The sequence below is a fragment of the Actinomadura sp. 3N407 genome (genome assembly GCF_052245875.1).
In the GTDB taxonomy this organism is placed as follows: Bacteria; Actinomycetota; Actinomycetes; order Streptosporangiales; family Streptosporangiaceae; genus Spirillospora.
Window position 1 is genome coordinate 151,849 of the sequence record NZ_JBQQBP010000019.1, and the last position, 21,004, is coordinate 172,852.

At 73.5% G+C, this 21,004-nt stretch carries 20 protein-coding genes; 13 read left to right on the forward strand and 7 right to left on the reverse strand.

Going from position 1 to position 21,004, the window contains the following annotated elements:
* Positions 1-183 precede the first annotated feature (183 nt).
* The 5 genes from ACTWPP_RS36425 to ACTWPP_RS36445 are packed head-to-tail and all read left to right on the forward strand — an operon-like array spanning position 184 to position 6,806.
* Positions 184-1,878, forward strand: coding sequence for an ATP-binding cassette domain-containing protein (locus ACTWPP_RS36425; RefSeq protein WP_443108972.1), 1,695 nt, complete (start codon positions 184-186; stop codon positions 1,876-1,878).
* A gap of 19 nt (positions 1,879-1,897) precedes the next feature.
* The gene (locus ACTWPP_RS36430; protein WP_443108973.1) at positions 1,898-2,788 is read left to right on the forward strand and encodes a branched-chain amino acid ABC transporter permease; all 891 of its coding nucleotides are present in this window, start codon (positions 1,898-1,900) and stop codon (positions 2,786-2,788) included.
* The gene (locus ACTWPP_RS36435; RefSeq protein ID WP_443108974.1) at positions 2,781-3,935 is read left to right on the forward strand and encodes a branched-chain amino acid ABC transporter permease; all 1,155 of its coding nucleotides are present in this window, start codon (positions 2,781-2,783) and stop codon (positions 3,933-3,935) included. The genes ACTWPP_RS36430 and ACTWPP_RS36435 overlap by 8 nt, the downstream gene beginning before the upstream one ends.
* Positions 3,932-5,176, forward strand: coding sequence for an ABC transporter substrate-binding protein (locus tag ACTWPP_RS36440; RefSeq protein WP_443108975.1), 1,245 nt, complete (start codon positions 3,932-3,934; stop codon positions 5,174-5,176). The genes ACTWPP_RS36435 and ACTWPP_RS36440 overlap by 4 nt, the downstream gene beginning before the upstream one ends.
* A gap of 13 nt (positions 5,177-5,189) precedes the next feature.
* Complete coding sequence (locus tag ACTWPP_RS36445; protein WP_443108976.1) at positions 5,190-6,806, forward strand: class I adenylate-forming enzyme family protein; 1,617 nt, start codon at positions 5,190-5,192, stop codon at positions 6,804-6,806.
* 51 nt (positions 6,807-6,857) lie between these two features.
* Here the strand turns inward: ACTWPP_RS36445 and ACTWPP_RS36450 are convergent, their stop codons facing one another.
* Positions 6,858-7,598: an aquaporin gene (locus ACTWPP_RS36450; protein ID WP_443108977.1), complete on the reverse strand. Its 741-nt coding sequence runs from the start codon at positions 7,596-7,598 to the stop codon at positions 6,858-6,860.
* Between the two features lie 184 nt (positions 7,599-7,782).
* On the opposite strand from ACTWPP_RS36450, the gene ACTWPP_RS36455 reads away from it, so the two are divergent.
* Entirely contained in the window at positions 7,783-8,709 is a 927-nt protein-coding gene (locus ACTWPP_RS36455) for a universal stress protein (RefSeq protein ID WP_443108978.1), read from the forward strand.
* Between the two features lie 145 nt (positions 8,710-8,854).
* Here the strand turns inward: ACTWPP_RS36455 and ACTWPP_RS36460 are convergent, their stop codons facing one another.
* Positions 8,855-9,445, reverse strand: a complete 591-nt coding sequence (locus tag ACTWPP_RS36460; protein WP_443108979.1) for a TetR/AcrR family transcriptional regulator — start codon at positions 9,443-9,445, stop codon at positions 8,855-8,857.
* A 138-nt stretch (positions 9,446-9,583) separates the two neighbouring features.
* On the opposite strand from ACTWPP_RS36460, the gene ACTWPP_RS36465 reads away from it, so the two are divergent.
* Both ACTWPP_RS36465 and ACTWPP_RS36470 read left to right on the forward strand, forming a co-directional pair.
* On the forward strand, positions 9,584-9,952 hold the full coding sequence (locus tag ACTWPP_RS36465; protein ID WP_443108980.1) for an STAS domain-containing protein: 369 nt from the start codon (positions 9,584-9,586) through the stop codon (positions 9,950-9,952).
* Between the two features lie 119 nt (positions 9,953-10,071).
* Positions 10,072-10,248 (forward strand): hypothetical protein, encoded by a 177-nt coding sequence (locus ACTWPP_RS36470; RefSeq protein ID WP_443108981.1) that lies wholly within the window; start codon positions 10,072-10,074, stop codon positions 10,246-10,248.
* Positions 10,249-10,266: 18 nt separating this feature from the next.
* Here the strand turns inward: ACTWPP_RS36470 and dmpG are convergent, their stop codons facing one another.
* From dmpG to ACTWPP_RS36485, 3 genes are read right to left on the reverse strand one after another with little or no spacing between them, the layout of a single operon-like run.
* A complete protein-coding gene (gene dmpG / locus ACTWPP_RS36475) occupies positions 10,267-11,313 on the reverse strand; it encodes a 4-hydroxy-2-oxovalerate aldolase (protein WP_443108982.1) in 1,047 nt (348 codons plus the stop codon).
* Positions 11,310-12,206, reverse strand: coding sequence for an acetaldehyde dehydrogenase (acetylating) (locus ACTWPP_RS36480; protein ID WP_443108983.1), 897 nt, complete (start codon positions 12,204-12,206; stop codon positions 11,310-11,312). The genes dmpG and ACTWPP_RS36480 overlap by 4 nt, the downstream gene beginning before the upstream one ends.
* On the reverse strand, positions 12,203-13,000 hold the full coding sequence (locus ACTWPP_RS36485) for a 2-keto-4-pentenoate hydratase (protein ID WP_443108984.1): 798 nt from the start codon (positions 12,998-13,000) through the stop codon (positions 12,203-12,205). The genes ACTWPP_RS36480 and ACTWPP_RS36485 overlap by 4 nt, the downstream gene beginning before the upstream one ends.
* A 121-nt stretch (positions 13,001-13,121) precedes the next feature.
* Between ACTWPP_RS36485 and ACTWPP_RS36490 the strand changes: the two genes are divergently transcribed.
* Positions 13,122-13,874 carry an IclR family transcriptional regulator gene (locus ACTWPP_RS36490; protein WP_443108985.1) on the forward strand — a complete coding sequence of 251 codons (753 nt, stop codon included), beginning with the start codon at positions 13,122-13,124 and terminating at the stop codon, positions 13,872-13,874.
* Positions 13,875-13,886: 12 nt separating this feature from the next.
* On the opposite strand, the gene ACTWPP_RS36495 is transcribed toward ACTWPP_RS36490, so the two are convergent.
* On the reverse strand, positions 13,887-16,724 hold the full coding sequence (locus tag ACTWPP_RS36495; protein ID WP_443108986.1) for an FAD-binding and (Fe-S)-binding domain-containing protein: 2,838 nt from the start codon (positions 16,722-16,724) through the stop codon (positions 13,887-13,889).
* A gap of 259 nt (positions 16,725-16,983) precedes the next feature.
* Here ACTWPP_RS36495 and ACTWPP_RS36500 point away from each other — a divergent pair, with 259 nt between their 5' ends.
* Complete coding sequence (locus ACTWPP_RS36500) at positions 16,984-17,373, forward strand: hypothetical protein (RefSeq protein ID WP_443108987.1); 390 nt, start codon at positions 16,984-16,986, stop codon at positions 17,371-17,373.
* Between the two features lie 167 nt (positions 17,374-17,540).
* Positions 17,541-17,981, forward strand: a complete 441-nt coding sequence (locus ACTWPP_RS36505; protein ID WP_443108988.1) for a DUF732 domain-containing protein — start codon at positions 17,541-17,543, stop codon at positions 17,979-17,981.
* Here the strand turns inward: ACTWPP_RS36505 and ACTWPP_RS36510 are convergent.
* Positions 17,962-18,915, reverse strand: a complete 954-nt coding sequence (locus tag ACTWPP_RS36510; protein ID WP_443108989.1) for a helix-turn-helix transcriptional regulator — start codon at positions 18,913-18,915, stop codon at positions 17,962-17,964. The genes ACTWPP_RS36505 and ACTWPP_RS36510 overlap by 20 nt on opposite strands.
* Positions 18,916-18,976: 61 nt before the next feature.
* Here ACTWPP_RS36510 and ACTWPP_RS36515 point away from each other — a divergent pair, with 61 nt between their 5' ends.
* Both ACTWPP_RS36515 and ACTWPP_RS36520 read left to right on the forward strand, forming a co-directional pair.
* Entirely contained in the window at positions 18,977-20,095 is a 1,119-nt protein-coding gene (locus ACTWPP_RS36515; protein ID WP_443108990.1) for an epoxide hydrolase family protein, read from the forward strand.
* Between the two features lie 18 nt (positions 20,096-20,113).
* Entirely contained in the window at positions 20,114-20,992 is an 879-nt protein-coding gene (locus ACTWPP_RS36520) for a Gfo/Idh/MocA family protein (protein ID WP_443108991.1), read from the forward strand.
* Positions 20,993-21,004 lie beyond the last annotated feature (12 nt).

A 21,004-nucleotide genomic window follows, 5' to 3' on the forward strand; every position in this document is an offset into this window, starting at 1 on the left:
TACGAAGGAGGCGCCGGGTCCCCAAGCACCACCGCGAGCACCGGACGTCCGCGCAGGTGATCTCTAGAGTGATCTCAATCACATTAATATACAAACAACCCTTGACGCGCGACACTACTTTGTCTAGCGTTCCTCGCGGTCGAGGTAAGCGTCCCGATTTCCCCGCGTGGAGGGAAGGCCCTCATGCCCACCAGATCCGAACCTGATCGGGACACCGTCACCGTCCCCGACGATCCGCTGCTGACCGTCGAGGGTCTCGACGTCGGCTACGACGGTGCGGTGCGCGCCCTGCGCGGAGTGTCCCTGCAGGTCCCGAGGGGCGGCGTCGTCGCGGTGCTCGGCGGCAACGGCGCCGGCAAGACCACGCTGCTGCGCGCCGTCTCCGGATCGCTCGGCACCGTCGGCGGCGGCATCACCGCGGGCACCGTCCGCCTCGACGGACGGGACATCGGCGGCCTGCCGACGGCGGAGATCGTGCGGGCGGGCGTGGCGCAGGTTCCCGAGGGCCGGCGGGTGTTCCGCGACCTCACGGTGGAGGAGAACCTCCGCGCCGGCGGCTTCACCGCGCCGGAACGCGTCAAGCGCGAGGCCCTGGAACGGGTCTTCGAGCTGTTCCCCGACCTGGCCGGCCGCCGCCGCCAGCGGGCCGGGCTGCTGTCCGGGGGCCAGCAGCAGATGCTCGCCATCGGACGCGGTCTGATGAGCCGGCCCCGCCTGCTGCTGCTGGACGAGCCGTCGCTCGGCCTGGCGCCGCAGCTGGTCACGCAGATCGGCGAGATCATCACGGAGATCAACCGGCAGGGCACGGCGGTGCTGCTGATCGAGCAGAACGCCGTCATGGGGCTGCGGGTCGCGGGCAGCGCCTACGTGCTGGAGGTGGGGACGGTCGCCGCCTCCGGCCCCGCCGAGGTGCTGGCCGGCACCGACGAGATCCGCAGCCGCTACCTCGGCGGCGGTACGACCGAAGCCACCGACACCGACACCGGCGCCGACAGCGACGCCGACACCGAGATCGGGGCCGACACGGAGGCCGCCGCCGGCGCGCGGGACGGCGGGCTGACCGGCCTGGCCAAGGCCGTGCACGCCGGCGCGGGCGACCGGGCGGTGCGCGCGGAGGCGTTGCGCGTGGAAGGGGTGACGGTCCGGTTCGGCGGCGTCACCGCGCTCCTGGACGTCTCCTTCGAGATCGCGCCCGGCACGGTGCACGCGCTCATCGGCCCCAACGGGGCCGGCAAGTCGACCTGCATCAACGTCCTCGGCGGGGCGTACAAGGTCGCCGAGGGCACCGTCCGCTACGGCGACCGCGTCCTCACCGGGCTGCGGGCGGACCAGATCGCCGGGCTCGGCGTCGCGCGGACCTTCCAGAACATCTCGCTGTCCCTGGACGCCACGGTCGCCGACAACCTGCTCACCGGGCGGCACCGCCTGATGCGGTCCGGCGTCCTCGGCGGCGCGTTCGGCCTGCCGCGCGCCCGCCGGGAGGACCGCGAGCACCGCGCCCAGGTCGGGCGGGTCGCCGAACTGCTCGGCATCGCCGGGCTGCTCGGCCGGGCCGTGCACACCCTCTCCTACGGCGACCGCAAGCGGGTCGAGCTGGGGCGTGCGCTGTGCGCCGAGCCGACCCTGCTGCTCCTGGACGAGCCGGTCGCCGGGATGAACCACGGCGAGTCCGCCGAGATGGCCGAGACGATCATGGCGGTGCAGCGCGAGCTCGGGATCTCCATCCTGCTCGTCGAGCACGACATGCCGTTCGTGATGGGCCTCGCCGAACGCGTCACCGTGCTGGACTTCGGCCGGCTCATCGCCGACGGCACGCCCGCCGAGGTCCAGCGCGACCCCGAAGTGCTGAGGGCCTACCTCGGGGCCGAGGCGGCATGAGCGGAAAGGGGCGCACCACATGAGTTATCTGCTGACCCAGCTGGTGAACGGCGTGTCGCTCGGGCTGGTCCTCGGGCTGATCGCCGTCGGGTTCGTGGTCGTGTTCAAGTCCACCGGGGTTCTGAACTTCGCGCACGGCTCGGTGCTCCTGCTCGGCGCCTACCTGGTGGCGCGGCTGCAGTCGCCGCTCGGGTTCTGGGTCGCGCTCGCGGTCGGGGTGCTGGGCGCGGCCCTGGTCGCGGCACTGATCAACGCGCTGCTGGTACGGCACGTCGCCGAACGCGACCCCGGCGTGTTCGCGATCCTGACGATCGGCGTGGACATCCTGCTGCTCACCGAGCTGACCAGGCAGATCGGCAACGACGTCCTCAGCAACGGTGCGCCGTGGGGCGCGTCGGTGGTCAGCGTGGCCGGGATCAGCCTGCCGGCGTCCCGGGCGATCGCGGCCGGTACGGCGCTGGTGCTGTTCGCCACGCTCGGGGTGCTGGCCGCCCGCACCGACTGGGGCGTCGCGATGCGCGCGGCGGCGGCCGACCCCGACACCGCGTCGCTGATGGGCATCCGGCTCAGCCGCACCAGCGCGATCGGGTGGGGCCTCGCCGGTGCGCTGGCGGCCGTCGCCGGGGTGTTCCTCACCTCCTACCCGACGCCCGGTGTCGAGCCCGGCATCTCCGTCATCGCCTTCGCCGCCATTCCCGCCTGGGTGCTGGGCGGCTTCGACTCGGTCCCGGGCGCCGTCGTCGGCGGTCTGGTCATCGGGGTCGCGCAGGCGCTCGCGGTGGGCTACGAGTCCGACCTGCATTTTCTCGGCAGCGGCTTCGGCGAGGTCGTCCCGTACGCGGTGATGGTCCTGGTCCTGCTGCTTCGCCCGCACGGGTTGTTCGGCCAGAAGGAGGCCATTCGTGTCTGATCGGCCGCACGCACTCGGCCTCACCCGGTTCCGGCGGGTCACGCCGTCCCGGGCCACCGGCGCCGTCCTGCTCCTCGTCGCCGTCGCCGGCCCGCTGTGGCTCTCCGACTTCTGGCTGCAGGCCGGGCTGTTCGCGATGGCCGCCGTGGTCGGGGCGATCGGCCTCACCCTCCTGGTCGGCGTCGCGGGCCAGCTCTCGCTCGGGCACGCGTTCTTCCTCGGCGTCGGCGCCTACACCTACACCCTGCTCGCCGGTGGGCGGGAGGGCGAGATGTCCGGCTTCGGGCTGCCGCCGGTGCTGGCCCTCATCGCGGCCGCGGTGGTGTCGGGCGCCGCCGGCGCGGTGTTCAGCCCCATCGCGGGACGGCTTCGCGGCATCTACCTCGGCCTCGCCTCGCTCGGGCTGGTGTTCCTCGGCCGGCACGTCTGGCTCAACGCCGACGACGTCACCGGCGGGTACAACGGCCGCACCGTCGAGGCGTTCGCGGTGCCCGGCTTCAGCTTCAGCGACGAGAACCCCGACTACCTCGCGGTGCTCGGGACGCCGTTCGAGGACCTGCACCGCCTCTGGTACCTGTTCCTGGTCATCGCGCTGCTGGCCGGCTTCCTCGGCCGGGGCATCAAGGCCGGGCGCGCGGGCCGCGCGATGGCCGGCGTCCGCGACGGCGAGACCGCCGCCGCGTCCGTCGGGATCCAGGTCGCCAGGGTCAAGGCCACCGCGTTCACCGTCTCCTCGGTCTACGCCGGGATCGCCGGCGCGCTGACGGCGCTGGCCTTCGGCCGGATCGCGCCGGACTCGTTCGCGCTGACGGTGTCCATCGACTACCTGGTGATGATCGTGCTCGGCGGCGCCGGCTCGATCGCGGGCGCCTCCGCCGGGGCGGTGTTCGTCTCGGTGCTGCCGCTGCTGCTCGTCCAGTACAGCTCGCAGCTGCCCTTCCTGTCCGCGGCCGGCTCCGGCGGCCTCGACGCCGCCACGCTGAGCCGGTTCGTCTACGGCGTCGCGATCATCGCCGTCCTGATCTTCCTGCGCGGCGGGCTCTCCGGGGCCCTGCGCCGCGTGGGGATCCGCACCGAGCGGACCGGGGGGCCGGCCCGGTCCACACGTCCTGCCGAACGTTCCAGCCTGAAGGAGACCACCCCATGACCTTCCGTCCCCTAGCCGCGGCGGCGCTGTGCGTGGCCGCGCTCACGGCATGCAGTACCACCGACCCCAACGCAGGATCCGGAGGAGACGGGAAGGGGGTCCGCACCGGCAACGGCGTCACCGACTCCGAGATCAAGATCGGTGTTCTCACCGACCTGTCCGGTCCGTTCAAGGCCGGTGCCGCCGTGCAGGTCCAGGAGAAGAAGGCCTACTGGGCGGCCAAGAGCGCGCAGGGCGGAATCTGCGGCCGGAAGATCACGGTCGACGTCCGCGACCACGGCTACAACCCGCAGCGCGCCGTGTCGCTCTACCGGAGCATGTCGCCGAACATCGTGGCGCTCCAGCAGGTGCTCGGCTCGCCCGTCGTCGCGGCCGTGCTCCCGCTCGCGGAGAAGGACGACCTCTACGTCGGCGGCATGGGCTGGGCCAGCGTCGCCCTCGACTACAAGGTGGCGCAGGTCCCCGGCACCACCTACAGCATCGAGGCCGCCAACGCCGTCGACTACCTCGTCGACACGCTGAAGGTCCCCGAGGGCAGCACGATCGGGCACGTCTACTTCGAGGGCGACTTCGGCGGAGACTCCCTCGCCGGCGCCCAGCACGCGGCCGGGGAGCGCGGGCTGAAGATCCACCCGATCAAGATCACCCCGCAGGACTCCGACATGTCCGCCCAGGCGACGGCGCTGGAGCGGGCCGACGTCAAGGGCGTCATCCTGGGCGCCGCCCCGTCGCAGCTGTCCTCGCTCGCCAGCGTGCTCGCCTCCAACGGGGTGAACGTCCCCCTCATCGGGAACACGCCCACATTCAACCCGGCGCTGCTGGACACCCCGGCCCGGGAGGGGCTGATCAAGAACTTCTACACGGTGACCAGCGTCGCGCCCTACAGCGGTGAGGGCGCCGGGGTGAAGAAGGCCACCGAGATGTTCGAGAAGAACGCGCCGGACGGCGCCAAGGGCTGGGAGGTCCCGCTCGCCTACGGGCAGGCGGAGCTGCTCGCCAAGGCGCTGGAGGCGGCGTGCCAGAGCGGCGACCTCACGCCGAAGGGCGTCGTGGAGGCGATGCACAAGACGTCCGACCTGGACACCCAGGGCCTGTTCGCCGGGAAGCTGAACTACACCGAGACGGGCAAGCCCCCGGCGCGCACGGTGTTCGTCTCCAGGGTCGACCCGGAGGCGCCGGGCGGGTTGAAGGTGCTGGACACCATCGAAGGCCCGAGCGCCCTCAGCTACACGTTCGACTGAGCGGGCGGCACCCATGGCGGACGCGCTCCGGCGGTCGGAACTGCGCGGCGCGCCGGGGCCGCGCCTTGAGGAGTCGGTGGTCGGCGACGTGCTGCGCCGGGCCGCCCGGCTGGGACCGGACGACGTCGTCCTGACCGTCCCGGCCGGGCGGGGCCCCGGGAACGGGACGGCGGCGCGGGACGAAGGGGGGAGCTGGACGGCGGCGGAGCTGCTGGCCGACGCCACCGCCGTCGCGGCGTCGCTGCTGCGCCGCCATCCGCCCGGCACGCGCATCGCCACGTACCTGGCCAACGGGCCCGAAGCGGTCCTGCTCCAGTTCGGCGTGGCGCTGGCCGGCATGGTGCTCGTCCCGGTCAACCCGAAGGCCCGGCCGGACGAGCTGGCGCACGCGCTCGGCCTGTCGGAGGCCGCGCGCCTGTACGTCCGCGACGGGGACGCGGACGTGGCGGGCCGGGCGGCGTCGAGGCCGCCGCGCCTCGACGCGGTGGTGCGCCTCGGCGGGGACTGGCGGGAACTGCGGGCGGGAGGGCCGGCGCCGGTCCTCCCGCCGGTCGCCCCGGACTCGCCGGCGCAGATCCAGTTCACCTCCGGGACGAGCGGACGGCCCAAGGGTGTACGGATCCACCACCAGGGCATGGTGCTCACCTCCCACGCGTTCGCCCGGCGGATCGGCCTGCCGCCGGGGGGTGTGTGGGTCAACCCGATGCCGCTGTTCCACACCGCGGGCAACGTCCTCGGGACGATGGGCGCGCTGTGGCAGCGCGCCGAGCACGTCGTGCTGCGGTTCGAGCCCGCCGCCGTCCTGGAGGCCATGGCGGCGCGGCGGGCGACGCTGCTGTCCGCCGCGCCGACGCTGCTGCACCTGCTGATGGACCATCCGGACTTCGCCGGTACCGATCTGCGCGACCTGCGGGTCGTGTTCACCGGCGGCATGACCCTGACGCCCGCGATGGTCGACACGATCGAGGCGCGCTTCGGCGCGCCGCTGTCGGTCACGTTCGGCATGACGGAGACGTGCGGCTGCGCTCTGCAGACGGCACCGCTGGCAGACGACGCCGAGGTCCGCCGCACCACGGTCGGCGTCCCGATCGCGGGCACCGACGTGCGCGTGGTGGACGCCTCCGGCGAGGTCGCCCCGATCGGCCGGGCCGGGGAACTGCTGCTGCGCGGGACGCGGCTGACCCGGGGCTACCACGACGACCCGGAGGCGACCGCCCGCGCCATCGACGCCGACGGCTGGCTGCACACCGGCGACCTCGCCGTGATGGACGCCCGAGGACGCCTGCGCATCGCGGGGCGGCTCAAGGACATGATCAAGACCGGTGGCGAGAACGTCGCCCCCGAGGAGGTCGAGGACGTCGTCACCGGCCATCCCGGCGTGGCGCGCGCGGCGGTCGTGGGCGTCCCGGACACCCGGTGGGGTGAGCTGGTGGTGGCGTTCGTCGTCCCCGAGCCCGGCGCGGACTTCGACGCGGACGCGGTCACCGCGCACTGCCGCGAGCGGCTCAGCCCGTTCAAGGTGCCCCGGCGCTGGACCGTCGTCCACGAGCTGCCGCTGACCGCCTCGGCCAAGGTCAGGCGCGCGGAGCTGCGCCGCCGCGCCGCTGAGTCGCACGAGCACGGGCACTAGCCCGAGCCCGAGCACGGGGCGCTGACGCGCCCCTCGCCGCGTCCCGGGACGCTAGCGCGGGCCGGGCTCCGTCGGCGGGAGCGGGGTCTCCTTGGTCGGCTGGAGGTAGTTGTGGGCCGCCGCGGCGAGGACGGCGCCGGTCATCGGGGCCACGATGAACAGCCAGACCCCTTCCAGGGCCGAGCCGCCGGCGACCAGGGCCGGACCCACGCTCCGCGCCGGGTTGACCGACGTCCCCGTCATCGGGATCCCGATCAGGTGGACGGTGGTGAGCGCCAGCCCGATCGCGACGCCGCTGACGGCCGGGATGGCGGTAGAGCTCGTCATGGACAGGACGATGAACACGAACAGCGCGGTCAGGATGGCCTCGGCGAGGAAGGCGCCGCCCGCGTTGATCTGGATGAGGCTGTCCTCGCCCCATCCGTTCGCCCCCAGCCCGGTCACGGACCGGCTGTAGATCGCGGAGCCCGAGAAGGTGAGCCAGAGCAGGAGTGCGCCGAGGATCCCGCCGACGAACTGGGCGATCCAGTAGCGGCCGGCGTCCCCGGGCGTGATCCGGCGGGCGAGCAGCACGCCCAGTGTGACGGCCGGATTGATGTGGCAGCCCGAGACCGGCCCGATCGCGTAGACCAGGACGAGCAGCACCAGCCCGAACGCCAATGCCGTGGCCACCACACCCGCGGAGGGGCTGCCGCCGGCCACGCCGAATCCGAACGACAGGGTCGCCACCCCCACCGCGAAATAGACGAGGAGCAAGGTGCCCACGAGTTCCGCCGCGACTCTTCTGACCACGCGTCCCCCTCTTCGATGAGCCGGTTCCTCCCCCTCATCCCCGGGCGGCGCGGGAGATCAGCGCCAAATGATCATTTCTGCCGGAGATTTGGCGTCCGGTTGACCTTTCGGCACGGGTGCCGGTGCCTTCGCCTCTTCTGGAGCGCGCCGGATGCGCGCAGACTGAATGAAGGAGGGCAGGCACATGAACGGCTCGGAAAGGATTCGAAGACCGCACGTCCTGTTCGGCTACGACGGGACTGCTGAGAACGACGGCGCGTTGCTGTGGGCGGTCGAGGAGGCCCGACGGCGCGAACTCGACCTGGTGATCTGCCACTGCTGGCACTGGCCCTACGCGAGCGGCCACGAGGACCCGCACGCCGAGGCGATCATGAAGCGGGCGGGGGAGAACCTGCTGGAGCGGGGCGTCCGCCGCGCGCGGAGGCTGGGCGTGCCGGGCACGGTGCGCCGGCGCCTGATGCGGGGGCCGGTGGACGAGGCGCTGCTGAGCGCGTCCGGCGCGGCGGAACTTCTGGTGATCGGCTCGCACGATCGGCTGGACGACGGGGCGACGGCGCTGGAGGTGCCGGCGCGGTCGGAACGGCCGGTGATCGTCGTCCCGGACGGGCGGACGCGGCCCCGGCGGGTCGTGGTGGGCACGGACGGGACGGCGGGCTGCGACCCGGCGCTCGGCTTCGCCTTCGGGGAGGCGGCCCTGCGCGGCTGGGAACTGCACGTCGTCTACGGATGCTGGGAGCCGTCGGCGGTGAGCGAAGCGGAACTGGCGCTGTTCAACGACAGGGAAGCCCTGGAGAAGACGCGCGCCGCCGAACTGGAGGACGCCGTCGCGCCGTGGCGGGAACGCAACCCGGAGATCGACGTGACGGTCTCGCTGCTGCTGGAACGTCCGTGCGAGGCGCTGCGGGACGCGGCGGACGGCGCCGGGCTCCTCGTGCTGGGCGACCGTGGAAACGGACCGTGGCCGCTGGGCGCGACGAGTTCCGAGATGCTCCGCGAGGCGCGGTGCCCGGTCGCGGTCGTCCCGGGCCGCAAATCCCGGGACGACTGGGCCTACGCCTCTGACCAGGACGTGGCGACCCCCCACGCGACGGCCGACCCGGCCGGCGGCTAGCGCTTGCGGAGGATGCCGCCGTATTCCGCGTTCGGGGTCGTCGCAGGCGACCTGGCTGAAGGCCGGGTGGCTGCCGGGGACGGCACGGTCGATGACGTGGTGCAGCGGCCCGGCGCGCGTTCCGACTCCGTCCGCCGAAGAACGATCATGGTTTGGCCACCAGCGCGGCGGTCGCGTCCAGCGCCGGGTCGGTCGGCAGGTCGGGGTCGAGGATCAGCTGGAGCAGCAGGCCGTCCAGGATGGCGGTGAACAGCATGGCGGTGCCCTCGCGGCGTTCCACCGGCCAGTCCGGGCACAGCTGCGCCAGCCGCTCGGCGATCCGGCCGCGCAGGGCGCGCGACCAGTCGCGGCGCTCGGCCCCCATCCGCGGGTCGCGCAGGGCCCTGACCAGCAGTTCGGCGGCCAGCCTGAGGTTGCGCTCGCCGGCCACCATGTCCGGGACGAGATCGCGCAGCGCCCGCACCGCGGCCGGGGTGTCCGGCGCCTCCAGCAGCGCGTCCACCACCGGATCGATGATCATTTCGCTGGCCCGCTGCGCGACGGCGACGTGCAGCCCCGGCAGCCCGTTGAAGTAGTGGTGGAGCAGGCCCGGACGGGTGCGGGCGCGGTCCGCGACGGCCCGCGCCGTGATCGCCGCCCAGCCGCCCTCGGCGAGCAGATCGAGGCCGATCTGCACGAGCTGGTCCCGGCGCGCCCGCCCGCGAGGAGTCGACGCGCGATGGTCCTCGTGGGTCATGCCGCCAAGCTATCCCAACGGTTGCATCGTGCAAAGATCATCAGCGGGGACTTCGGGGGTTGCGGTTCCGGCCATCCTTGCACTGTGCAAGGATGAATCCCCCAAGATGGAACGCGGTGGTCCGCTCGGAGGCGTGCTGTGAGCGACGACGCCGCCGCGGCCATGCCGCTGTCGATCGACATCACCATCGAGCGGCGCTGCATCGTCGTCCGGCTCGGCGGACACCTCGTCACCGGCAACGTCCCCAGGCTGAACCGCTGGATCGACCGCATCGGGAGGCTGGAGGGCCGCGTCCTGGTCGCCATGGACCTCCAGGGCGTCGTCGGCTGCGACTCCGTGGGCGTCGGCGCGCTGGCCGACGGCGCGGGACGCATCCGCCGGGCGGGCGGCCACCTCATCGCCGCGCACTACCCCGGCGCCTGCGACGACTTCCCGGGACGGGCCGTCCTGGAGACCCGCCCCACCGTCCGGGACGCCATCGACGAACTCCACGACCGGCACCCGTAGCTCCCGCCCGGCGCGGTTCCGGGGACGCCTTCCGGGTAGGGCCGGTGCATGATCGATGCGGTCCTCTTCGACGTCGACGGGACGCTGGTCGACACCAACTACCTGCACGCCACGACCTGGTGGCAGGCGTTCCTCCAGCACGGCCACACGGTCCCGATGGCGAACGTGGGCTGCGCTGCGTCTGCGTTCTCACCGGCGGCTGGACCCGCGAGGAACTGGAGGAGGCGGGTGCGGCCGCCGTCTACGGCGACGTCCGGGTGCTGCTGCGGGACCTGGACGGGAGCCCCCTCGCCTGAGCGGGCTCCCGGCCCCGGCTACGAGGCGCGCTCCCGCTCGGCGGCGAGCTGCAGCGCCACGTCGATGATCATGTCCTCCTGGCCGCCGACGTACCCGGCCTCGCCGACCTTCTGCAGGATCTCGTGCGCCGGGACGCCGTAGCGTTCGGCGGCGCGCTCGGCGTGCAGCAGGAAGCTGGAGTACACGCCCGCGTACCCCTGCGTGATCGCGCCCCGGTCGGCGAACGGCAGCCGGTGCAGGAACGGCTTCACCACGTCGTCGGCGGCGGCCATCACACCCTGCACGTCCACGCCGGTCGGGACGCCGAGCCGCTCGAACGTCGGGACGAGCACCTCGGTGGGGGAGTTGCCCGCCCCCGCGCCCAGCGCGCACAGCGCCCCGTCGATCTGCAGCGCGCCGTTCTGCTGCGCCAGCACCGAGTTCGCGACGCCCAGCGACAGGTTCTGGTGGCCGTGGAACCCGACCTGCGCCTCCCGCCCGATCTCCTTGACCAGCGCGCTGATGCGCTCCTGCGCGTCGCCGAGGACGAGGGCCCCGGCGGAGTCGACGACGTAGACGCACTGCGCGCCGCCGTCCACCATGATCCGGGCCTGCTTCGCCAGCTCCTCCGGCCCTACCCGGTGCGCCATCATCAGGAACCCGACGGTCTCCATGCCGAGGTCGCGGGCGGCGGCGAAATGCTGGAGCGACACGTCCGCCTCGGTGCAGTGCGTCGCGATCCGGGCCACGGCCGCGCCCGCGTCGTGCGCCAGCTTCAAGTCCTCGACCGTGCCGACGCCGGGCAGCATCAGCACGGCGATCCTGGCGCGGGTCGCCTCGTCCACGGCCGCGGCGACGAGCTTGACGTCGTCCTCCAGCGAGAAGCCGTAGTTGAACGACGAGCCGCCGAGGCCGTCGCCGTGCGTGACCTCGATGACCTCCACCCCGGCGCCGTCGAGGGCGTGCACGACCCCGCGGACCTGCTCCTCGGTGAAGCGGTGCGCCATCGCGTGGCTGCCGTCCCGCAGCGTCGAGTCGGTGATCCTGATCTTGTCGGCGGTGCTCTGCTCGGTCACTTCGGTCATGAGTTGGCCTTCCTGCGCGCGAGCTGCTCGCCCACCCGGGCGGCGGCCGCGGTCATGATGTCGAGGTTGCCGGCCCACGGCGGCAGGTAGTCGCCGTTGCCGCGGACCTCCAGGAACACCGCGACGCGGGCCATCCCGTTCCAGATGTCGCGGGGCTCGTCGAACTGCGGCTCGGCGCGCAGCGTGTAGCCGGGCACGTAGGTGGCGACCTCGGCGACCATCTTCTCCACCGACTCGGTGATCGCCTTGGTGTCGGCGTCCGCCGGGATCGCGCAGAACACCGTGTCCCGCATGATCATCGGCGGGTCGACCGGGTTCAGGATGATGATCGCCTTGCCCCGGCCGGCGCCGCCGACCCGCTCGATGGCGTGCGCGGTGGTCTGGGTGAACTCGTCGATGTTGGCGCGGGTGCCGGGACCCGCCGAGCGCGACGCGATCGACGCGACGATCTCCGCGTACGGCACCGGGACCACCGACGACACGGCGTGCACGATCGGGATCGTCGCCTGCCCGCCGCACGTGATCATGTTGAGGTTCGGGGCGTCCGACAGCGTGTCCAGGTTCACCGGCGGGCACACCAGCGGACCCGTCGCCGCGGGCGTCAGGTCGACCGCGGTGACCCCCGCCTCCTCGTAGCGCGGGGCGTTGGCCAGATGCGCCTTCGCGGACGTCGCCTCGAACACGATGTCGGGCAGGGCGGGCTGTGCCAGCAGCCAGTCCACGCCCTCCGCCGACGCCGGGACGCCCAGCTTGCGGGCGCGGTCCAGGCCGTCCGACTCCGGGACCACCCCCACCATCGAGTGGACGTCGATCAGCTCACTGCGCATCAGCTTGACCAGCAGGTCGGTGCCGATGTTGCCGGGACCGACGATCGCGGCGCTCAGCTTGCTCATATCCGTGCCTCCTTTCCGAACCGTGCGGTCACCGAGCCGATCCCGGCGAACGTGGCGGTGAGGGTCTCACCGGGTGCGACCGGCACGGCGGCGGTGATCGAGCCGGGCAGCACCACATGGCCCGCCTCCAGCGACACGCCGCGTTCGCCGAGGACGTTGGCCAGCCACACCAGCGCGTTGATCGGCGAGCCCAGCACCGCGCCGCCCGCACCGGTGTCGATCAGGTCCCCGTCGCGGCGCAGCAGGCAGCCCATCAGCGACAGGTCCAGGCCGTCCAGCCGGACCGGGCGGGTGCCGAGCACGACACCGCCGCTGGAGGCGTTGTCGGCGATCGTGTCCGGGAGGGTGATCTTCCAGTCGGCGATCCGGGAGTCGATGACCTCCAGCGCCGGCAGCACGTACTCCACGGCGCCGACCGCGTCGGCGGCCGTCGCGCCGGGCCCGGCCAGCGGGCGGCCCAGCACGAACGCGATCTCCGGCTCGATCCGGGGCTGCAGGAACCGGCCGGTGTCGATCGGGGCGCTGTCCTGGAAGAACATCGAGTCCAGCAGCACACCGAAGTCCGGCTGGTTCACTCCCATCTGCCGCTGCATCGCCGCCGAGGTCAGCCCGACCTTGTGGCCCTTGATCCGCGCGCCCGCGCCCGTCCACGCCTCCACCTGCGCGAGCTGCACCGCGTACGCGTCGGCGACCGACATGTCCGGATGGTTCGCCGTCAGCGGCGAGATGGGGGTGCCGGTCGCGTACGCGTCGAGCAGCGCCGCCGCGGCCTTCTCCACCGAACCCGGGTCCATGGGCTGTCCTTTCATCGTCTGCGCAGGTCGTCGACCGCGCAGGCCCGAGCCTCTCCCGCCCGGGCCACCGGGGGCAACGCCACCGTCCCGCGTGGTGGGACACCTCTTCTACATTGGGGCCATGCCGTCCGACGACACGTTCCTGCGCCGCGCCGTCGCGGTGCTGACCGCCTTCCGCGCGGACGAGGACGGCCTCGGCGCCGCCGAGCTCGCCCGCCGCAGCGGCCTGCCCCGGTCGACGGCGCACCGCATCGCCGCCGACCTCGTCGAGGCGGGGCTGTTGGAACGGCAGGGCCCGCGCGTCCGGCTCGGCCTGAAGCTGTTCGAGATCGGGCAGCGGGTACCGCGCCAGCGGGTCCTGCGGGACGCGGCCGTCCCGTACATGTCGGACCTGCGGGAGGCGACCCGGCAGACCGTCCATCTCGCGGTGCTGGAGGGCGGCGAGGTCGTCTACGTGGAGATCCTCGGCTCGTCCGGCGGGCCCCGGCTGCCGTCGCAGGTGGGCGGCCGGCTGCCCGCGCACGTCACCGGCGTCGGCAAGGCGATCCTCGCGTTCTCCCCGCCGGACGTGGTGAGGGCCGTCCTGGATGCGGGTCTCGTCAAGACCAGCGAACGCAGCGTCGTCGCGCCGGGGCTCCTGGCGAAGGAACTGGAGACGATCCACCGCGAGGGCGTCGCCTACGACCGGGAGGAGTCCGGCCGCGGGATCGTCTGCGCGGCCAGCCCCGTCCTCGGCCCCGACGGCCTGGTCCTCGGCGCCCTGTCGGTGTCGGGCTGGTCGAACCGGATGCGCCTCGCCGCGGTCGCCCCCGCCGTCCACACCGCCGCCCTCACCCTGTCGCGCACCCTCGGCCAGCGGCAGCGGGGCGGCTAGGCGGCGGGGCCGCTAGGGCAGGTGCCGGGCCAGCAGTTGCGCGAGGTGCTCGCCGTCGCGCCGTGCCAGCTCGCGGAGCTGCGTGCGGCAGCTGAACCCGTCGGCCAGGACGACGTCGCCCTCACCGGTCCTCCGCACGGCCGGGAGCAGCTGGTATTCGGCGACGGCGACGGACACGTCGTGATGGCCCTTCTCGACGCCGAAGTTGCCCGCGAGCCCGCAGCAGTTCCCGAGCCGGCCGACGTCGGCGCCCGCCTCCCCGAGCAGCGCGGCGTCCTTCGTCCAGCCCATGACGGCGTGGTGGTGGCAGTGCGGCTGCGCGATCCCGGTGACCCCGGACAGGTCGGGCGGCGTCCAGTCGTCGGTTTCGGCGAGCAGCTCGGCGAGGGTGCGGGTCGCGGCGGCCACCTCGCGCGCCGCGGCCGCGTCCACCCCGCTCAGCAGCTCCTCCGCGTCCGACCGCAGCACACCCGTGCAGGACGGCTCCATCCCGACGACCTTCGCGCCGCGCCGGACATGGGGGAGCAGCGCCTGCACGGTGCGCCGTGCCTGCGCGCGGGCCCCGTCCAGCTGCCCGGTCGAGATCCACGTGATCCCGCAGCACACGGGACGTTCGGTGACGGTGACGCGGTATCCGGCGTGTTCCAGCACCTTCACGGTCGCCTTGCCGACGTCGGGCGAGAACGCGTCGGTGAAGCTGTCCACGAACAGGACGACGTCGCCGTGGCGTCCCTCCGCGCTTCGATGCGACGCGAACCAGCGCCGGAACGTCACGGGGGCGAACGGGGGCAGCGTGCGCCGCCGGTCGATGCCCGCGCTCCGCGCGACCAGGGACCTCAGCGCCGGCGACCGCATCCCCGCGTTCGCGACCTTGATCATCATGGGGATCCGGGCGAGCAGCCGCGTCCAGCGGGGCAGCCGCCCCAGCGCGTAGTGGGCGCGGGGCCGGACCCTGCGCCGGTACCTGCGGTGCAGCGCCTCCGCCTTGTAGGACGCCATGTCGATGCCGGTGGGGCAGTCGGACGCGCACCCCTTGCACGAAAGACACAGGTCGAGCACGTCGTGCAGGGCATCGGACTTCCAGCCGTCCGGGCCGAGCTTCCCGCTGACGACCTCCTGAAGCACCCGGGACCGTCCGCGCGTGGAGTCCTTCTCCTCCCGGGTCGCCAGATACGACGGGCACATGACGCCGCCCGACGCGGTGTTGTCGGCGCGGCACTTGCCCACCCCGGTGCACCGGTGCACGGCCCGCGACAGGTCGCCGCGATCGTCGCGGTGGGCGAGCCCGAGGCCGCGCGTCAGCGGGACGGCCTGCACCGCGCGCAGATCGGCGTCGACGGGCGCCGGACGGACGATGATGCCCGGATTGAGCACGTCATCGGGATCGAAGACGTCCTTGACGGCCGAGCACAGCGCCAGCGCGCCGGCCGAGTACATGTGCGGCAGCAGCTCGCTCCGCGCCCGCCCGTCCCCGTGCTCCCCGGACATGGTGCCGCCGTGCCGGGCCGCCAGCGCCGCCGCCTCGCCCAGGAAATCGCGGAAGACCCCGCGCCCGCCGGACCGCCCGAACGGGAAGTCGATGCGGACGTGAATGCACCCGTCCCCGAAATGCCCGTACGGGACGCCGAAGAGCCCGTACTCGCCCAGCAGCGCCTCGAACTCGCGCAGGTACGCCCCCAGCCGCTCCGGCGGCACCGCGGCGTCCTCCCACCCGGCATGGGCCTGCTCGCCCCCGGGCGTCCGCGCCACGAGCCCCGACCCGTCCTCGCGGATCCTCCACAGCGCGTCGGCGAGCGCCATGTCCTCGACCAGCATGGAGTCGACGCACCCTGACGCACCGACGGCTTTCCGCGCGGTCGACCGCAGCGCCTCGACCCGCGGCCCGGCGAGCTCCACGAGGAGCCACCCCGACCCTCGCGGCAGCGGAGGCACCGCGTCGGCTCCCCGCCGCTCCCGCACGACACCGGTGATCCGCGAATCCAGCCCCTCGCACGCCACCGGCCCATGCGGCAGGATCGCCGGGACGGCGTCGGCGGCCTCCGCCATCGACCCGAACCCGAGGACGGCCAGCAGCCGGCATTCGGGCTCGCGCACCATCCGCACCCGCGCCGCCAGCGTCAGCGCGAGCGTCCCCTCGGTGCCGACCAGCGCCCGCGTGACGTCGAACCCCTTCTCCGGCAGCAGATGCTCAAGCGAGTAACCGGAGACCTGCCGCCCGAACCGCCCGAACTCCGTCCGCACCAGGGCGAGGTGTTCGCCCACCAGCCCCCGCAGCCGCTCAAGCAGCGCGGACTCGGCACCGCCGCCGGGCACGTCCCCCAGCCGCAGCCGCTCCCCGGAACCGGTGACGACGTCCAGGCCGAGCACGTTGTCGCTCGTCCGCCCGTATCCGAGCGCCCGCGACCCGCACGCGTTGTTGCCGATCATCCCGCCGAGCGTGGCCCGCGTCCGCGTGGACGGATCGGGCCCGAACCGCAGCCCGTGCCGCGCCGCCGCCTGATGCAGCCGCGCCTGCACGATGCCCGGCTCGACCAGCGCCGTCCCCGCGTCCGGGTCGATCTCCAGCACCCGGTTCAGATGCCGGCTCACGTCCGCCACCACACCGGCCCCGACCGCGTTGCCCGCGATGGACGTCCCGCCGCCCCGCATCGTCAGCGGCACCCCGAACTCCCGGCACACCCCGAGCAGCGCCGGCAGCTCGCCCGCCTCCCGGGGCGTCACCACGACCTGCGGCGGCACCCGGTAGAGCGAGGCGTCCGACGAGTACATCGACCGGGCGAGCGCGGAGTCGTCGACCCCGCTCACCCCGGCCCGCCGCAGCGCCCCGACAAGCTCGCGATGACCGCTCAAGCCGCCGCCTCCGTCTCCGGGGGCGCCGTGGTGCCCGGACCCCCGCGATGAACTCATGATGGACGGTAGTAACGGTAGGTCATGGCGGCGCGCGCCACGCGGCGGCCGTGCGGGCCCGCCGGTTCACTGCGAAGACCATGGACGGTCTCGGGACGCCTGTTCGGGCGATGCGCGGGGTGGTGCGCGGCCCGGCCGGGGCAGGCGATAACGTCCCGGTGAACCGGTCCCGATCATCGTCCGGCCGTCCAGGGAGGCACCCGTGCTCGAGGTCACCACCGCCGATGTGCGGCTCTTCCTTCATGTGCTCGCCGCGACGATCTGGGTCGGCGGGCAGATCACGCTGGGCGCGCTCGTCCCGGCGCTGCGCGGCTACGAGGGCGTCACGAAGGTCGCCGCCCGCCGCTACAACATGATCGCCTGGCCCGCGTTCGCCGTCCTCGTCCTGACCGGCGTCTGGAACATCACCGCCGGCGACATGGGCGACGCGGCGCAGCGCACCCTGGGGGTGAAGCTCGCCTTCGTCCTCCTGTCGGGCGTGGCCGCGTTCCTGCACACCCGTGCCCGCTCGAAGGCCGGTCTCGCCGCCTGGGGCGCCCTCGGCGCGGTGGGCGCTCTGGCGGCCCTGTTCTTCGGCGTCCAGCTCGGCTGATCTTGCGCCTGAAATATACCGCAGTGTCCCGCAATGTCCGGAACTCTACCCTCTGTCCGTTATGACCCGGTGACGCGTACGCTGGTGTCGTTGGGCCCCGCTCAGCGGCGAGGGATGGGCGAGACCTTGCCCGGCCCTCCCTCGCAGCTGCCCATCGGGGGAACGACATGAGGCAGATCATCGTCGTGGTGGTGGCCGCGCTGCTCGCGGCGGTCCTGGCGAGCGCCGGTGCCATCGCCTTCATCAAGCTGAGCCCGGACGAGTCGCGCGACGCCGGCAGGGTCGGCGAGACCAGGACGTCGGCGCCCCCCGCCCAGGAACCGGAGCAGAGGCGGGCGCCGCCCGAGCCGCGGCCGACCGTCACCGTCACCGAACCCCGGACCGTGGCTCCGGAGCAGCCCGGCTACGGCGCCGCCGACGCGAACTTCCTGGCGCTGATCGCCGCCGACGGCATCACGGCCCCGGACGACTGGGCGATCGAGGCGGGGCGGGCGACGTGCGGCATGGACTACGCGTCCGCGCGCGAGTATCTGACCGACGGCGGTCTCTACGACCACCACGTCCAGGCGTTCCTGGACGCCTGGGTGATCACGCACGGCGGCTGCTGACGCCGGCCGCGACCCGGCCGGCGATCCTGTCCAGGGCGTCCAGCAGCTCGGGCGGCCCGCCGACCTCGAAGGCGGCGTCGAGCATGAGCACGTGCATGGCCAGCCGGTACGGGGTGTCGGCGCTCGCGTGGACCACGCACGTGCCCGCGTCCACCGGCTCGACGAGCACGGACGCAGGGACGTGCTCCGAGATCTCCCCGGCCGGCGCGTGGACGGTGACACGCGCCCGGTGATGGGCGAGCGCCGCGTCCACCCCCCGCGGAACAAGATCGGCGGGAGGGTCCTCGCGCGGCGTGAAGCGCGGGCCGTCCGGGGTGCGCGGGGTCAGCCGGTCGACGCGGAAGGTGCGCCAGCCGTCGCGGGACGCGTCCCAGCCGACCAGGTACCAGCGGCGACCGGTGTGCACCAGCCGGTAGGGCTCGACCTCGCGGACGGTCTCGGTGCCGTCGTGGCGCCGGTAGCCGAACCGGAGCCGGCGGCGGTCACGGCAGGCGGCGGCGATGGTGGCCAGGGTGTCGGCCGCCACCGTGGGGCCGCCGTGCGCCAGCGGGGTCGTGTATCCGTGCAGCGCGGCGACACGGCGCCGCAGCCGGGACGGGAGGACCTGCTCCAGCTTGGCCAGCGCCCGGACGCAGGTCTCCTCGATCCCGGTGACCGTGCCGCCGGCCGCCGTGCGCAGGCTGACGGCGACCGCCACGGCCTCCTCGTCGTCCAGCAGCAGCGGCGGCAGGGCGGCGCCGGCGCCGAGCCGGTACCCGCCCGCCACCCCCGGGACGGCGTGCACCGGATAGCCGAGGTCGCGCAGCTTGCCGATGTCGTAGCGGACGGTCCGGGGGCTGACCTGAAGGCGTTCGGCCAGCTCGGCGCCCGTCCAGTCCGCGCGGGTCTGCAACAGGGACAGCAGGCGAAGCAGGCGGGCCGACGTTTCCAGCATGTCCGCATTCTCCTCCCAATCGCGGCAGGAATCTTGCCGCATTGAGGGAGAGGGTTCTTCCATGAGCGAAGACATCCGCCCCTTCCGCATCGAGATTCCGCAGGCCGACCTCGACGATCTCCGCGATCGGCTCGCCCGGACCCGGCTCCCCGGCCAGGTCCCCGGCACCGGCGCCGAGCGCGGCGTCCCCGAGGACCGCGTGCGCGAGCTGACCGGCCACTGGGCCTCCGGATACGACTGGCGCGAGCACGAGGCGCGGCTGAACGAGCACCCGCAGTTCGTCACCACGATCGACGGCCAGCGGATCCACTTCCTGCACGTCCGCTCGCCCGAGCCGGACGCGACGCCGCTGATCCTCACGCACGGCTGGCCCGGCTCGGTCGCCGAGTTCCTCGACGTGATCGGCCCGCTGACCGACCCGGCCGCCCGCGGCGGCGACCCCGCCGACGCGTTCCACCTGGTCATACCGTCGCTGCCCGGGTACGGGTTCTCGTCCCCGCTCGCCGGCGGCGGCTGGACGCTCGGCCGCATCGCCGGGGCGTGGGCGGAGCTGATGGACCGCCTCGGCTACGACCGGTACGGCGCGCAGGGCGGCGACTGGGGATCGGGCGTGTCCCGCGAGCTGGGACGCCTCGCCCCCGACCGGCTGATCGGCGTGCACGTCAACTTCCTGCTCACCTTCGGCTCCCCCGAGGGCCTGGACGAGGCGGACCGGGAGCGCCTGGCCGGGACGGAGCGCTTCACCTCCGAGATGGGCGGCTACATGGCCATCCAGTCGACCCGCCCGCAGACCCTCGCCTACGGGCTCGCCGACTCCCCGGCCGGGCAGCTCGCGTGGATCGCCGAGAAGTTCTCCGAGTGGACCGAGGACGCCATCGACCGCGACGCGCTCCTGACCAACGTCTCCCTCTACTGGCTGACGAACACGGCGGGCTCGTCGGCGCAGCTCTACTACGAGTTCGCCCACGCCTGGGAGGAGAGCGAGCCCTCCACCGTCCCGACGGGCGTCGCCGTGTTCCCCTTCGAGGCGGCCCTGCCGGTCCGGGCGCTGGCCGAGCGGACCGACAAGATCGTCCGGTGGACGGAGTTCGACCGCGGCGGCCACTTCGCCGCCCTGGAGCAGCCCGGCCTGCTCGTGTCCGACATCAGGGACTTCTTCCGTGAACTGACCCGTGGGTAGATCCCCTAGGTTTGCCCCATGAGCGATTCTGTGGCGGTGGGGCTGGTCGGGGCGGGACCCTGGGCCGGGATGGTGCACGCGCCGACGCTGGCGGAGGGGCCGTCCACCCGGCTCGCCGGGGTGTGGGCCCGGCGGCCGGAGGCGTCCGCCGAACTCGCCGGCAGGCACGGCGCGCCCTCGTTCGAACGGATCGAGGAGCTGTTCGACGCCTGCGAGGCCGTGGCGTTCTCCGTCCCGCCCGACGTCCAGGCCGACCTCGCCGCGCGCGCCGCCCGCGCGGGCAAGGCCGTCCTGCTGGAAAAGCCCCTCGCCATGGACCTCGATGGCGCCCGCCGCGCGGCGGGCGCCATCGCCGAGGCGGGCGTCGTCTCCCAGATGGTCTTCACGCTGCGCTACTCGCGCGCCGCCCGCGCCTTCCTCGGCCGGGTACGGGACCTCGACCCGTTCGGCGGCTACGGCTCGTTCGTCTCCTCGGTGCTCAGCGGCGGTCCGTTCGCCACCCCGTGGCGGCTGGAGAAGGGCGCGCTGCTCGACCTCGGCCCGCACATCGTCGACCTGCTGGACGCCTCGCTCGGCCGGGTCGCCGGCGTCCGCGCGCACGGCGACCCGCTCGGCTGGCTGGGGCTGACGCTGGAGCACGAGGGCGGCGCGGTCAGCCAGGCCTCGGTCTCGATGGCGGGGACGGGGGAGCTGCCGCCCGCGCACGTCGAGGTGTACGGGCGGAAGGGGCACGCCCGGCTCGACTGGTCCGAGCTCGGCGACGACGCGTTCGCGACCATGGTCGCGGAGTTCGCCGGTGCGGTGCGCGGCGAGCCCGGCGGCGCGCTGGACGCCGCGCACGGCCTGCGGATCCAGGAGATCCTCGCCTCCGCCGAGGCGCAGCTCGCGGGCGAATGACGTCTGCCATGC